Annotated in this window: 18 protein-coding genes; 17 read left to right on the top strand and 1 reads right to left on the bottom strand. The window is 62.9% G+C overall.

Annotated features, from left to right (window positions below; translation table 11 throughout):
- The first annotated feature begins 8 nt into the window (after window positions 1-8).
- From HWE17_RS10710 to HWE17_RS10655, 12 genes are all read left to right on the top strand, one after another.
- Complete coding sequence (locus tag HWE17_RS10710) at window positions 9-446, top strand: flagellar export protein FliJ (protein WP_046684908.1); 438 nt, start codon at window positions 9-11, stop codon at window positions 444-446.
- An 89-nt stretch (window positions 447-535) separates the two neighbouring features.
- A complete protein-coding gene (gene fliD, locus HWE17_RS10705; RefSeq protein ID WP_035818011.1) occupies window positions 536-1,945 on the top strand; it encodes a flagellar filament capping protein FliD in 1,410 nt (469 codons plus the stop codon).
- 50 nt (window positions 1,946-1,995) lie between these two features.
- Window positions 1,996-2,385 carry a flagellar export chaperone FliS gene (gene fliS / locus HWE17_RS10700; protein ID WP_035818009.1) on the top strand — a complete coding sequence of 130 codons (390 nt, stop codon included), beginning with the start codon at window positions 1,996-1,998 and terminating at the stop codon, window positions 2,383-2,385.
- A 31-nt stretch (window positions 2,386-2,416) separates the two neighbouring features.
- A complete protein-coding gene (locus HWE17_RS10695; RefSeq protein ID WP_255206192.1) occupies window positions 2,417-2,695 on the top strand; it encodes a hypothetical protein in 279 nt (92 codons plus the stop codon).
- Window positions 2,692-3,831, top strand: a complete 1,140-nt coding sequence (locus HWE17_RS10690; protein ID WP_176388760.1) for a flagellar hook-length control protein FliK — start codon at window positions 2,692-2,694, stop codon at window positions 3,829-3,831. The genes HWE17_RS10695 and HWE17_RS10690 overlap by 4 nt, the downstream gene beginning before the upstream one ends.
- Before the next feature lie 11 nt (window positions 3,832-3,842).
- Window positions 3,843-4,304 (top strand): flagellar basal body-associated FliL family protein, encoded by a 462-nt coding sequence (locus HWE17_RS10685; protein ID WP_307789141.1) that lies wholly within the window; start codon window positions 3,843-3,845, stop codon window positions 4,302-4,304.
- Between the two features lie 33 nt (window positions 4,305-4,337).
- Window positions 4,338-5,081: a FliA/WhiG family RNA polymerase sigma factor gene (locus tag HWE17_RS10680; protein ID WP_176388759.1), complete on the top strand. Its 744-nt coding sequence runs from the start codon at window positions 4,338-4,340 to the stop codon at window positions 5,079-5,081.
- 68 nt (window positions 5,082-5,149) lie between these two features.
- The gene (motA, locus tag HWE17_RS10675; RefSeq protein ID WP_034757817.1) at window positions 5,150-6,064 is read left to right on the top strand and encodes a flagellar motor stator protein MotA; all 915 of its coding nucleotides are present in this window, start codon (window positions 5,150-5,152) and stop codon (window positions 6,062-6,064) included.
- Window positions 5,991-7,052, top strand: a complete 1,062-nt coding sequence (locus HWE17_RS10670) for a flagellar motor protein MotB (RefSeq protein WP_051958386.1) — start codon at window positions 5,991-5,993, stop codon at window positions 7,050-7,052. Before motA ends, HWE17_RS10670 begins: the two co-directional genes overlap by 74 nt.
- 16 nt (window positions 7,053-7,068) lie before the next feature.
- On the top strand, window positions 7,069-7,359 hold the full coding sequence (gene flgM, locus HWE17_RS10665; protein ID WP_034757812.1) for a flagellar biosynthesis anti-sigma factor FlgM: 291 nt from the start codon (window positions 7,069-7,071) through the stop codon (window positions 7,357-7,359).
- Complete coding sequence (gene flgN / locus HWE17_RS10660; RefSeq protein WP_176388758.1) at window positions 7,356-7,796, top strand: flagellar export chaperone FlgN; 441 nt, start codon at window positions 7,356-7,358, stop codon at window positions 7,794-7,796. The genes flgM and flgN overlap by 4 nt, the downstream gene beginning before the upstream one ends.
- The gene (locus tag HWE17_RS10655) at window positions 7,783-8,535 is read left to right on the top strand and encodes a glycoside hydrolase family 73 protein (RefSeq protein WP_035818004.1); all 753 of its coding nucleotides are present in this window, start codon (window positions 7,783-7,785) and stop codon (window positions 8,533-8,535) included. Before flgN ends, HWE17_RS10655 begins: the two co-directional genes overlap by 14 nt.
- Window positions 8,536-8,541: 6 nt before the next feature.
- Here the strand turns inward: HWE17_RS10655 and flgA are convergent, their stop codons facing one another.
- Window positions 8,542-9,090: a flagellar basal body P-ring formation chaperone FlgA gene (gene flgA / locus HWE17_RS10650; protein WP_235211642.1), complete on the bottom strand. Its 549-nt coding sequence runs from the start codon at window positions 9,088-9,090 to the stop codon at window positions 8,542-8,544.
- A gap of 353 nt (window positions 9,091-9,443) precedes the next feature.
- Here flgA and flgB point away from each other — a divergent pair, with 353 nt between their 5' ends.
- From flgB to HWE17_RS10625, 5 genes are read left to right on the top strand one after another with little or no spacing between them, the layout of a single operon-like run.
- The gene (gene flgB, locus HWE17_RS10645; protein WP_034758109.1) at window positions 9,444-9,806 is read left to right on the top strand and encodes a flagellar basal body rod protein FlgB; all 363 of its coding nucleotides are present in this window, start codon (window positions 9,444-9,446) and stop codon (window positions 9,804-9,806) included.
- An 8-nt stretch (window positions 9,807-9,814) separates the two neighbouring features.
- Window positions 9,815-10,231 carry a flagellar basal body rod protein FlgC gene (gene flgC / locus HWE17_RS10640; protein ID WP_034757795.1) on the top strand — a complete coding sequence of 139 codons (417 nt, stop codon included), beginning with the start codon at window positions 9,815-9,817 and terminating at the stop codon, window positions 10,229-10,231.
- A 3-nt stretch (window positions 10,232-10,234) separates the two neighbouring features.
- Window positions 10,235-10,891, top strand: coding sequence for a flagellar hook capping FlgD N-terminal domain-containing protein (locus HWE17_RS10635; protein ID WP_176388756.1), 657 nt, complete (start codon window positions 10,235-10,237; stop codon window positions 10,889-10,891).
- Between the two features lie 58 nt (window positions 10,892-10,949).
- Window positions 10,950-12,128 (top strand): flagellar hook protein FlgE, encoded by a 1,179-nt coding sequence (locus tag HWE17_RS10630; protein WP_176388755.1) that lies wholly within the window; start codon window positions 10,950-10,952, stop codon window positions 12,126-12,128.
- 26 nt (window positions 12,129-12,154) lie between these two features.
- Window positions 12,155-12,883, top strand: a complete 729-nt coding sequence (locus HWE17_RS10625) for a flagellar basal body rod protein FlgF (protein ID WP_035817998.1) — start codon at window positions 12,155-12,157, stop codon at window positions 12,881-12,883.
- The last annotated feature ends 4 nt before the right edge of the window (window positions 12,884-12,887 follow it).

The following is a 12,887-nucleotide window of genomic DNA, read 5'->3' as shown; positions in this document are numbered from 1 at the left end:
GAGCATACGTGAGCGACGCGCATACCATCCGCAACCTGACCACCCTGGTCGGCCTGCGCAGCACCGAAGTGGAACGCCTGCAAGGTGAAATGGCGGCGCAGACGGCCGTGCGCGAGCGCTACCAGAAAAACCTGGAGCGCCTGACGGGCCTGTACACGGATAGCGGCCCCAGCGGCGCCCTGCCCCTGGCCCTGTCCGTCAACTGCGGCAACTTCAAGCAGGCAGTCATGCAGATGGCCGACCAGCACCGTACCGATTTGCACCTGCACGAAGCCAACATGGCCGTGTCGCAACGCGCCCTGAATACGGCCTGGGCCAAGCGCGAAGTGCTGGACCAGGTGCTGACGCAAAAACAAAAGCATGTTGCAAATGAGCAACACCGAGTTGATGCCAAGCGGCAAGACGAGCTGGCGACGCAATTCTGGTTCCGCGGGCAGGTAAAATGAGGTTTGTGTAAGTTTCTTTCAGGAAAACTTCACAAAACGGGAATGGGGGTCGCCTTGTACCGGTATATCCCTTTATTCAGGAGTCTGGCATGGCAAACGTAATTACCGCACCGCAATACGATCCGATCCCAACGTCTGAAAAACTGGCGACCAAGGCTGTCGCTGCGCAAAAGGCAGCCCTGCAGGCACAGAACACGCTGGCCAGCAACACCAGCACGGCGCTGGGCAATCTGAAGTCGGCCATCTCGGCCTTCCAGAGCGCCATGTCGAGCATGACCAGCAGCAAATCGGTGCTGAGCCAGTCCGCCACCTTCCCGGCCGCTGGCTACGGCTCTGCCACGGCCGGCATCAATGCGACGCCGGGCACCTATTCCTTTTTCGTTGAGAAACTGGCCACGGCCAGCCAGATGTCGTATGGCGGCCTGAGCAGCGTCAACACGGCCGATGGCACGGGTACGCTGAAAGTCAAAATTGGCGATGGCGTGGGCGACAACACGCTCGACATCGACCTGGCCGCCGCCGACAAGGATGGCAACGGCACACTGACACCGCAGGAAATCGCTGCCGCCATCAATGGCAACAGCAAGAACAATTCGCGCGTCACCGCGTCCATCGTGACCATCAACAACCAGGCGCAACTGGTACTGACGTCGAATGCGACGGGCATCGCAAACGCCGCCACGCTCGACGCCAGCGGCGTCGACAATATCGCGCTGAAAGGCGCGCTGATCGCTCCGGCCAACATCAAGGAAGTCGTCAAGGCTGACGACGCCACCGTCTGGCTGGGCGGCAAACCCGGCGGCACGGCCATCACGCAAGCATCGAATACCTTCACCAACGTGCAGGATGTGAAAATCACCTTCACCCGCGCCATGAGTGCCGCCGAAGCGCCCGTGACCTTGACTGTGGCCACGGACAGCAGCGGCACCGCCGCCAACGTGCAGGCATTCGTCGATGCCTACAACAAGCTGAAAAGCCTGATGGATGGCCTGGCCAGTCCCGGCAACCCGGAAAAGGGGATTAGCGCGGGCATCTTCGCCCATGATTCCGGCCTGAATGCCCTGCGCAGCAGCATGGGCGATGCACTGCGCCTGAACGTCAATGGCGTATCGCTGGTGTCCTACGGCATTACGGCCCAGCGCGACGGCACAATCAGCCTCAACACCGCCAAGCTGACGGCCAAACTGGCCGACAACCCGACGGGCCTCGACAAGCTTTTTGGCAACAACAGCCTGTCCGCCCCTGCCGGCGTGCTCGGTAGCCTGGACAAGGTACTGGGCCAGTGGAGCAATATCACCAAGGGCCAGATCACCCTGCGCCAGGCCGCCACGGAGAAGCTGCAGAAAAGCCTGGTCAAGAGCGGCGAGCGCCTCACGGCCCAATATGACACGGCATACAAACGTTTCCTCGATCAATTTACGCGCCTGCAAGTCATGCAGGAACAAATGAGCAAGACGTCCGATATGTTCGATGCCATGTTCAGCAACAATAAATCCTAAGGCGAGCGTGCCTGCCGCGCCGCCACAGTTAACATAGCGAGAATACAATAATGTTAAACAATGAAGCTTACGGCAACTACCACGCCGTCAACCTGGATGCCCAGACCGCCCGCGCCACACCGGTCGAGCTGGTACTGGTGCTGACGGACGGCCTGCTGGAAGAACTGGCGCGCGCGCGCGGGCATATCGTGGGCAAACGCTACGAACAAAAGGCCGTCAGCCTGGATAAATGCACGCAGATCATCAACGGTCTGTCGAGCTCGCTCGATTTCGACAATGGCGGCGAAGTGGTCGTCAACCTGGCGCGCCTGTACGACTATTGCGTGGCGCGCCTGTACACGGCCGGCATCAAGCTCGACCCGACCCTGATCGATGAGGTGACGACCTTGATGACCACCATCAAGCGCGGCTGGGTGGGCGTCCAGGCCAACAATGCCTAGGCGCGCTGCGCTGCAGCAGCTGAGCCGGCAATTGAGCGCGGCGATCGCGCAGCCGGACTGGGAAGCGATGGGAAAACTCTCGGCCAGCCTGGCGAAAAACATCCCGCTGCTGGCTGAACGGGGCGCATGGAATGCGCTGGAACAAACAGAATTGTTGCAATTGCGCAAAATTCACGCGCAAGCGGTTAAAATTTGCTCTGAGGAAAAAGAACGCCTGGGTCAACACCTGGGTGCATTACAGGCAAATAAGGAAGGTTGGGTCGCCTACGCCGCGCTCGGCGAATACGACTCGGACGGGAATCAAGCATGATCATGAACTTCAACAAGGCGCCGGCCGCTCCGGCACCGGCCGCCACTGCGGCATCCGCACCGGCGCCAGCGTCGGCACAGGCCGCTGCCTTGCCCGGCACGCCAGGCTACGGCAGCACTGGCGCCGCGCCCTCCGCCCTGCCCCTGTTTGCGCAGGTGCTCGACGTGACCGCCGTGGAAACGGCCGATGCGGGCACGCCCGCGCCCGCGCCCTCCAAGGATAGCGACAGCGACAGCCAGGTCGACAACAGCCTGCCAGCCATGGCCGCGCCCGTCATCGGCTTGCCGGTGACGCTGCTGCCGCCAACGGACGCGGCCGCAGCCGAGGCACGCGCCGCCGCGCAAGCGCAGACACAAGCGCAGGCGAATGTGGCGCAAGCCAACCCTGCACTCAACATCAGCCTGCACCCGGCGGCAATCACCCTCACCGCACAGGGAGCGGCGCAGCCGGCAGGCCGCGATACGCGCGAGCCGCTGGCAGCGGCCATCCCGGCGACCGCCGCCAAAGGCAATGCACCGGCACAGCCGTTCGAATCGCTGCTGCAGCAAGCCGCTCCGGTGACCGCCGCAGCGGCCCCTGCCGCGCGCGAGGGCGAACGTGGCGCCGCGACGCCTGCGCCAGCCACGCCCAACCTGGGCCTGACGGGCGCGGTCGGCAATACGGCTACGCCAGCCCCGGCCGGCGACACCATCAAGCTCAGCGGCCCTGCCCAGCAATGGCAGGAACCGCTGCGCGAAGCGCTGGGCGAACGCCTGCAGACGCAACTCGGCCGCAACAGCGAACACGCGACGATCCGCCTCGACCCGCCGATGCTGGGCCGCATTGAAATTTCCATCCGCCACACAGCCGGCGCGCTGCAGGTGAACGTCACGGCGTCGAACTCGGAAGTGTTGCGCCAGCTGCAAGGCATCGGCGAAACCATGCGCAGCGACCTGGCGCAGCGCCAGTACACCGACGTGGCCGTGAATATCAGCGCCACCCCGCGCAGCCCGGCCGCCCAGGCGTTTGCCGAAGGCGATGCGCGCGGCCAGCGTCAACCGGGCCGCCAGAACGATGATGCCGAGCCGGGCCGCGCCCTGTCCGACGGCAGCACAGCCGGTACCACTTACGCCATGCATGAGCGAGAAACTGCCTGATGAATATGAAAATGAAACTGATAGGCGGCTTTGTCGCCGTGGCCGTCCTGGCCGCCGGCGCGGCTGGCGGCGCCATGTGGTATCTGGCCAAGCCGGTTGCCGGCCATGCCGAGGTGGCCGAAGCGAAAGCCCCGCCGCCCGCCACAGGCAAGAAGGCGCGCAAGTTCATCACGCTGGACAAGGTCATCGTGATGCTGCGCCGCGGCCCCGGCGAAGGTGAAACGCATTACCTGTCGGCCGACCTGGTGATCGCCACCACCGAGGAAAAGGAAAAGCTGACCAAGGACCACTTGCCGCTGATGCGCTCGATCGCCGTCAGCACCCTGTCGAGCTTTCCGATGGACAAGGCGCAGACCATGACGGTGGAGCAATTTGCCGAGCAGATCAACAAGGCCTTCAATGTCAGCTATGAACGCGAGCAGATGGAAAAGCCGTTCACCGAAGTCATGGTCGGCAAGCTGATCATTGAATAAGCCGACACGCCAGCCGACCTAGTGGGAGATCCCTTGGCCTATGTAGAGCAATACCAGGAAGCGTATGGCGCCGGCGAATATGCCGCCGCCAGCGCTTGCGCGGCCGTGCTCAGCGTTGCTGAAGAGCAACAACATCTGGTGGCGTACTCCCCGCTGGTGAAACGCATCGTGCGCCAGCTCAATTCGCAGGTGTCGGGCGCCATCGACCGCGACGACATGGAACAGATTGGCCTGATGGGCTTGCTCGAAGCCTTGCGCCGCTACGGCGTACCGGACCAGTCGTTCGGCAGCTATGCCAGCCTGCGCATCCGCGGCGCCATCCTCGATGAACTGCGGCGCCAGGACTGGCGTCCGCGCGCCGTGCGCCAGGAAAGCCACCGCCTGCGCGACAGCGTGCGCGCCCTGACCCGGCGCCTGGGGCGCGAGCCGCTGGACGCGGAAATCATGGCCGCCCTGAAACTGACGCCGGAAGCCTTCCAGGAATACCAGCTGGCAGAAAACGCCGAGCTGATCGCCAGTTTTGACGAAGTGCTGCAGGAAAGCCTGGGGCAAGCGGACAGCGCCCCGAGCCCGGAAGAGCAATTGATGGTGCGGCGCAGCCTGGAACAGGCGCTGCGCACGCTGGACGAACGCGAGCAGCGCGTAATCCAGATGTATTACGAATTCGAACTGAGCTACAAAGAAATTGCCGCCGTGCTGGACCTGAGCGACGCCCGCGTCTGCCAGCTCAACAAGACGGCGCTGGGCAAGATGAAAGCCATGCTGCAAGACGCATAAGTTTCAGCACTAGTTTCAGCAACACCCATCAAATTGACGCAGCACAATGACGCAGAAAGGCAGTTGACATGGTAATTATCGGTATCTTAATCGTGATGGGGTGTGTATTCGGAGGCTTCGCCCTGATGGGCGGCACCGTCCACGCGATCTGGCAACCGGTCGAGTTGATCATCATCATCGGCGCCGCCGTCGGCGCCCTGGTGCTGGGCAACCCCAAGCATGTACTCGGTGAAATGCTGCACCAGATGCGCAAGATCGTCACGCACAAGAAGCAAGGCTCGGAATTCCAGCGCCAGTTGCTGCTGCTGATGTATGAACTGCTGCAAACGGCCGCCGGCGGCCTGAAGGCGCTCGACGCCCACGTCGAGGCGCCGCGCGAAAGCGCCCTGTTCCAGCGCTATCCGCTGGTGCTGGAAGAGCCAAAGCTGCTGGCCTTCATCGTCGACAACTTCCGCTTGATGGCGATGGGCAAGATCAACGCGCACGAACTCGAAGGCGTGCTGGAGCAGGAACTGGAAGCCATCCACGACGAATTGCTGCAACCGTCGAAATCCTTGCACAAGATCGCCGAAGCCATGCCCGGTTTCGGTATTCTGGCCGCCGTTCTCGGCATCGTGATGGCCATGAATTCCGTGGCCGACGGCGCCGATGCGGCGGAAATTTCCGAAAAAGTGGGCGCCGCCATGGTCGGTACCTTCATCGGCATCTTCTTTTGCTACGGCGTGCTCGATCCGATGTGCAACATGATGAAGCAATTGGTGGGCGAGGAAGGCTCGACCATGGAATGTGTGAAGGTCGTGCTGGTCACGCACGTGGCGGGCAAGCCGCCGCTGCTGGCCATCGATGCGGGCCGGCGTCTGGTGCAGCTGAACATCAAGCCGAGCTTCGCCCAGCTGGAAAGCTGGATCAATGCGCTGGAAGATGGCGGCGCCGAACAAGAGCAAGGCCAAGGCCGGGGAGGCCGCCGTGCTAAAGCCGCATGAGAAACATGAACAGGCCATCATCAAGCGTGCGGGACGCAAGCACGACGACGATGGCCATGGCGGCGCCTGGAAAGTAGCGTTCGCCGACTTTTGCCTGGCCCTGCTGTCGCTCTTCCTCGTGCTGTGGCTGATGGCCGCGCGCGAGCAGCAGGCGATGAAGGAAATCATGATGGATGCTTCGGCAGGCAGCCGCCAGGGCGAAGGCCAGGGCGTCATGCCGGAACAGAAAGGCGGCCCGCGCGGCAGCCTGATCGAGCGCTTCCCCATGCCCCGCAAGGGCACGGGCGACACGCGCACGGAAGGCAAGCAGATGCAGGACGGCAAGGCTGGCTCCGCCCCGCCGAATCAGACCAAGGTCAGCTACCAGTCGCCGGAAGACTTGCTGTCCCTGTCGCGTGCGCTCGACAAGCTCAGCGACGAAGCGGGATTGAAGAGCAACCTGCAGTCGGTGATCACGCCGTACGGCTTGCGCGTCATGCTGCACGATACGGACAAGCAAGGCATGTTCGTGCGCGGCAGCGCCGTGCCAACCGACCGTTTCCGCAAGCTGCTGCGCCAGATGGGCCCCGTGTTTGCCCAGATGGAAAACCAGATGCTGATCGTCGGCCACACCGATTCGATGCAATACGCCAATACCGGCTATGAAGGCTTTTCGAACTGGACCCTGTCGGCCAACCGCGCCATGTCGGCGCGCGCGCAATTGTTGATCGGCAGCATGAGTCCTGACAGCGTACTGCAAGTAGTCGGCATGGCCGACCGCGCGCCGCTGGACGTGAAAAATGCCAGCGCCGGCATCAACCGCCGCATCGAACTGTTAATATTGACGCGTGGCCAGGCTGACAGCATCGCCGCCATGTTCGGCATGGCCGGACAAAAGGCGCAGGGCGAAGAGTTGCAAGTGGGCGAACCGGACTCGGGCACCTTGCAGCGCCTGCGCGAGAAACTGGGCCTGCCCGCCAAGAAGGAGCGGGATGAGCATGCAAATTAAGGGCAAGGGACAACGTATGAAAATCTCCTCCGGCAATACCGGCGCTGCCGTACGCAGCAGCGCCGTCGCGCCAGCCGAGGCGATCGCCGAGAACGCGGGTGCCGCTGGCGCCATGGGCGGCTCCTCGGCCGGAGCGGAACTGCAATCGGCCGTGCTGCAACCGGCCATGGCCGCCCTGCGCGCCATGCCCGAAATCGACCATGAGCGTGTGGCCATGCTGCGCGATGCGCTGGCCAAGGGCGAATTGCCGTTCGATCCGTCGAAACTGGCAGGCCTGATCCAGCGTTTCCACGGCGGCGAATCGTGACCGCGCCACGCAAGGGCATCACGCGCCAGGAAGCCATGCACCGCGTACTGCAAGGCATGGCGGACGACCGCGCCGGCTATGCCGCCCTGCACACCTTATTGGAAGAGCAATTCCAGGCCACCCTGCACCACCAGAGCGCGCAGCTGACGTTACTGGCCGAGCAAGTCATCGCCGCCGTCGAGCCGCTCGATGCGCGCCGCCGCCAACGCGTCAGCCTCGTCACTGCCCTGCTGGGCCCGCAAGGCGATATGCCACAATTGTTTGCGTTGTTGCAAGAAAGCGCGCGCACCACCGCCGAGCGCGACTGGGCCGCGCTCGAGCAGATGGTGCTTGAATGCAAACGCCTGAATACCCGCAACAGCGATTTATTAACAGAGCAGTACAGCATCATGCAGCGCGTGCTGCATGGCGAGGAAGATACCTATGCGCCAGGCTGATTTCCTGACCACCCGCGCCACGGCGGCAACGCCATCGACGGCAGCCACATCCGCCGTGCAGAGCAATATGCGCGCCACCGACGCCACGGGCTCCAGCGGCAACTTCAGCAGCGTGTTCCGGCAAGTACAGGGCGAAGTGGCCCGCTTCATCGAACAGGGCGGCGGCAACGCCACCAGCCTGAACCCGCAAGGCCGCGCCTACCTGGAGCAAAGCCAGCCCGTCAATGTGCTGGGCAGCATCAGCCAGGGCGGCGAGATCGGCGAAACGCAGCAGCAATTCCTCGCCTCGATCAAGCCATGGACGCAAGAAACGGGCGCCCGCCTGGGCGTGGCGCCGGAAATCGTCGCCGCCCACGCGGCGCTGGAATCGGGCTGGGGCCAGCGTCCGCTGCGCCAGGGCACGGGTGCGGACACGAATAATCTGTTCGGCATCAAGGCCGGCGGCAAATGGCAGGGCGACGTGGCCAGCAATGTCACCACGGAATACGAGGCCGGCAGCGGCACGGCCCTGAAGAAAACCGAGCGTTTCCGCAGCTACCCGGACCAGGCCAGCGCCTTCCGCGACTATGCGCAGGTATTGCTCGACAACCCGCGCTACCGCGCCGCCCTGAACACGGGTGCCGACGCGGGCGCGTTCGCGCAAGGCCTGGCGCGCGGCGGCTACGCCACCGATCCCAACTACGCCGCCAAGCTGACGCAGCTGGCGACACGTCTGCAGCGCACGGCCGCCGCAGACTGATACTCCTTAACGGCCGGGAATATCGGCCGGTTCCACGACGCCCGCATCGACCACCCTGGCACGTATCACCGTGCCGCTGGTGGCGTTGCGCACGCGAATCACCTCGCCCAGCGCGCCCGGATCCATCGCCTCGCCGGCCATGCTCACTTCCACCTGCTCCTTGCGCGCCACGATATTCACCGCACTGCCCCGCTTGATCAACACGGGTGATGCCAGTTGTCCCTCTCGCAACACTTCGCCGGCACGCAAGCTGCGCCGGCTCGACAGACCGACGGCGCCGGGCAAGGAAGCAATACTGTCGGGCACCATCGTCACGTCGCGCCGCGCCAGGGTCACGTCGCCCGCTTGCAACGGCGTATTCGCCGTGACGGGGACGGTGGTGACGGCCACCTGGGCCGTGATGCTGCCGCGCGCCAGCATTTCATAGCGCCAACCGTTGCTTCCAGGACACACCGCCACAAAGCGCATGCGCTGCGCCGAACGGCTGTCCGCCGTTTCCAGCGCGACGGGCGCCGCGCACGCCGGCACGGGGCGCGTGCTTTTTACCACGGTCACTTGGAACTGCGGTTCCAGCAGCCCCGCCAAGGCTGCTTGCCGTGTTAATTGCTCCCGCGCCAATTGTTCCACACGCGAAAATATATTGTCGGCTGGCAATTCTGCGCGTCCTGCACTACTATATAGGCTGGTCAGTAAAAATAGGCTTGGCAACAGTAGGTGACGACATTGCGCCTTGTTCCACATCACGGAATAGTTCTCAAAGTAAATCATTGCTAACCTTAATCAAAGATACTGAAGCGGCATGACCTTACCATGCGTCAACATGACCTGGCTGGGATTTTACCTCTGCACTACCTGTTTTCTAGCCCGAACCGCAAAAAGCACGAACGAATTCAACACAAAGGATGACCATGGGGATTAATTTCAAGGATGCGCTGGGCGTGCACGCCGATGCACTCGCGCTGCGTGCCGACCGTACACGCGTACTGGCCGCCAACATCGCCAATGAAAACACGCCCGGCTTCCAGGCCATGGACATGGATTTCGGCAGCGCCCTGCAGCAGTTGCAGGACAACGAGGCCGGCCTGCTGTCGACCGATGACGATGCCAGCGCCCTGTACCGTGTCCCCTACCACCCTAGCCGCGACGGCAACACCGTCGAAATCGGCGTCGAGCAGGCGGCGTTCTCGCAGAATGCCACCGACTTCCAGACCAGCCTGACTTTCGTCAACATGAAACTGAAGGGTCTGTCCAAGGCCATTTCCGGACAATAAGGATCAGCATGAGCTTCCAGGATATTTCCAAGATCGCCGGTTCGGCGATGGCGGCGCAAACCGTGCGCCTCAATACCATCGCCAGCAACCTGGCCAATGCCGATTCCGTTGCCGGTTCCGAAGGCGAAACCTACCGCGCGCGCAAACCCGTGTTTGCGGCCGTGATGGACGGCCCAGGCGCCAGCGGCGCCGGTGGACGGGTACAGGTCCTCGACGTGGTGCAAAGCGACGAGCCGCTGCGCAAAGTGTATGAGCCAGGCCACCCGATGGCCAATGCCGACGGCATGGTGTTCTACCCCAACGTCAATCAGGTGGCCGAGATGACCGACATGATGTCGGCGTCGCGCGCCTTTGAAACCAATGTCGAAGTTCTGGGCCGCATCAAGTCGATGCAGCAATCGCTCCTCAAATTAGGTGAAGCATAATCCATGGAAACCAATCTCTTTACAAACAACAACACCAGCGGCAGCAACAGCGGCAGCAATGCCGTCAAGTCGCAAAGCAATGCCACCCAGGATATGTTCACCAAATTGCTGGTCGCGCAGATCAAGAACCAGGATCCCCTGGCACCGACCGATCCGAGCCAGTTCGTCAATCAATTGACGCAGCAGGCGCAAACGGAAGCGATGCAAAACCTGTCGGCGCTGACCAGCGCCAATGCCAGCGTGCTGCAATCGATGCAAGTGCTGGCCCTGGGCGCGCAAGTGGGCTCGGAAGTCATGGTCAACAGCGAGACGGTGCAGCTCGACAAGAGCAAGGTCAGCGGCACCATCGCGCTGGCCGCCAGCACCACCAAGACCACCGTCACCCTGAAAGGGCTGGACGACAAGGAATACAAGATCGAACTGGGCGCCAAAGCGCCGAGCACGGTGCCGTTCACCATCGATCCCGTGGCCTTGGGCTTGCCTGCTGGCACCTACAGCATGAAGGTCAGCACCAGCGGCACCGAAAAGCCATCGGTCGACATCGCAGGCAAACTCAACAGCGTGCGCCTGTCGTCCGGCGGCAGCATGATACTGAGCGTGTCGAACCTGGGCGAAGTCAACCCTGGCGCGATCACCGGCTTTAACGGCAAGACGGCCTGATCCGCCCGCCCCTTCGCTCCCTGCACACTAATCTCGTCCTTCACTAAAGGAAGTCAACATGAGTTTCGACATCGCCCTGTCCGGTATCCAGTCCATCAACCAGCAGTTGAACAGCACCAGTAACAATATCGCCAACGCCGGCACCTACGGTTTCAAGAGCAGCCGCGCCAACTTTTCGGCCATGTACGCCGGTTCGCGCGCCACGGGCACGGAAATCGGCTCGATCACGCAAAGCATGTCGCTCAATGGCGGCGTGCTGAACACGGGCCGCGCGCTCGACGCGGCCATCGATGGCCGCGGCTATTTCGTCGCGCGCGATGCGCAAAACACCATGAGCTACAGCCGGGTCGGCATCTTTTCAGCCAGCAATGACGGCAAGCTGATCGACTCGAACGGCCGCCTGGTGCAAGGCTATGCCGCCGTCAAGGGCAGCACCACGCTGGGCACCATGGGCGACATGCTCATTCCGACGGGCCAGATTCCCGCCGAGGCGTCGACCAAGCTGGCGTATGCCGCCAACATGTCGTCCGAATGGCCCATCAAGGCCGTCCCCTTCGACAAGACCAACGAACTGAGCTACAACAGCGCCAAGTCCTCGATCATCTACGATTCGCTGGGCGCCAAGCACTCGCTGGGCCAGTACTTCGTCAAGACGGCAGCGGGCGTCGACGTGCACTACACCCTGGACAACGTCGGTGTAGGGCCGGTGACGAACATGGCCTTCAACACCTCCGGCAAGCTGACGATGACCGCGCCGGTCACGCTGGCGCTGGGCACGCCGACCGGCGCCGCGCAGCTGTCGATCGCCATCGACTACACGGGCACGACCCAGTTCGCGGGCGAATCGACTACCTCGACCGACCGCGCCGACGGCTATGCCTCGGGCACCTACACGGGCGTGGAACTGGCCGATGACGGCTCCGTCGTGGCGAAATACACGAACGGCCAGAAGCAAAGCATCGGCGTGATCGCCCTGGCCACCTTCCCCGACGAAGGCGCGCTGACGGCCGTCAACGATACCAGCTGGGTCGCCTCGACCACCTCCGGCACCGCCATCTATGACCGCCCGGGCGTCGGCATGGCCGGCAAACTGGTGACGAGCTCGCTGGAACAGTCGAACGTCGACATCACCTCCGAACTGGTGGGCCTGATGACGTCGCAGCGTAACTACCAGGCGAACTCGAAGGTCATCTCGACCGAGAACGCCATGCTGCAATCGCTGATGCAAGCGTTGTAATCGCCACCACGCAAAGGTAAAGAGCAATGGATGCGCTGATTTATACCGCCATGAGCGGGGCCGACCGTGCCCTGCGGGCACAGCAGGTACACGCCAACAACCTGGCCAACATCGAGACGGGTGGCTTTCGCGCCAACCTCGAGGTGTCCACTGCCCAGCCGTTGCAAAACGGCTATGGCTACGACGACCGCCACATGACGCAGACGCAGTCGAGCGCCATCGGCACGCGCACGGGCGCCATCAAGGAAACGGGACGCGAACTCGACGTGGCCGTCACGGGCCCCGGCTTTCTCGCGGTGCAGTGGCAAAACGGCGAAGCCTACACGCGCGCCGGCGCCATGGATCTCGATGAAACGGGCGCGCTGACCATCAATGGCCGGCCCGTGCTGGGCGAAGGCGGCCCGATCACGATACCCGAACACACCAGCCTGTCGATCGGCGGCGATGGCACGATTTCCATCCAGGTGCCGGGCACCGCGCAGATGCAGACGGTCGACAAGCTCAAGCTGGTCAACGCGGAAGCGGGCGAGCTGACCAAGAACGAAGCGGGCCTGATCGTGGCGCGCGGAGGCGAAGACTTGCAAGCCGATCCGGCGGTACGCATCCGCGACCGCCACCTGGAAGGCAGCAACGTCTCTGCCGTCGAGGAAATGGTCGCCACCATGAGCCTGAACCGCAGTTTCGAGATGCAGATGAAAATTTTCAAGGCCAGCGATTCCATGACGGAGTCCGGTAACCGCCTGCTGGGCGCTTAAGCCC

It is taken from the genome of Janthinobacterium sp. BJB401, assembly GCF_013372745.1.
GTDB lineage: Bacteria > Pseudomonadota > Gammaproteobacteria > Burkholderiales > Burkholderiaceae_D > Janthinobacterium > Janthinobacterium rivuli.
Note: the sequence above shows the minus strand (reverse complement) of the source record. Positions and strands in the feature narration are given on the sequence as shown.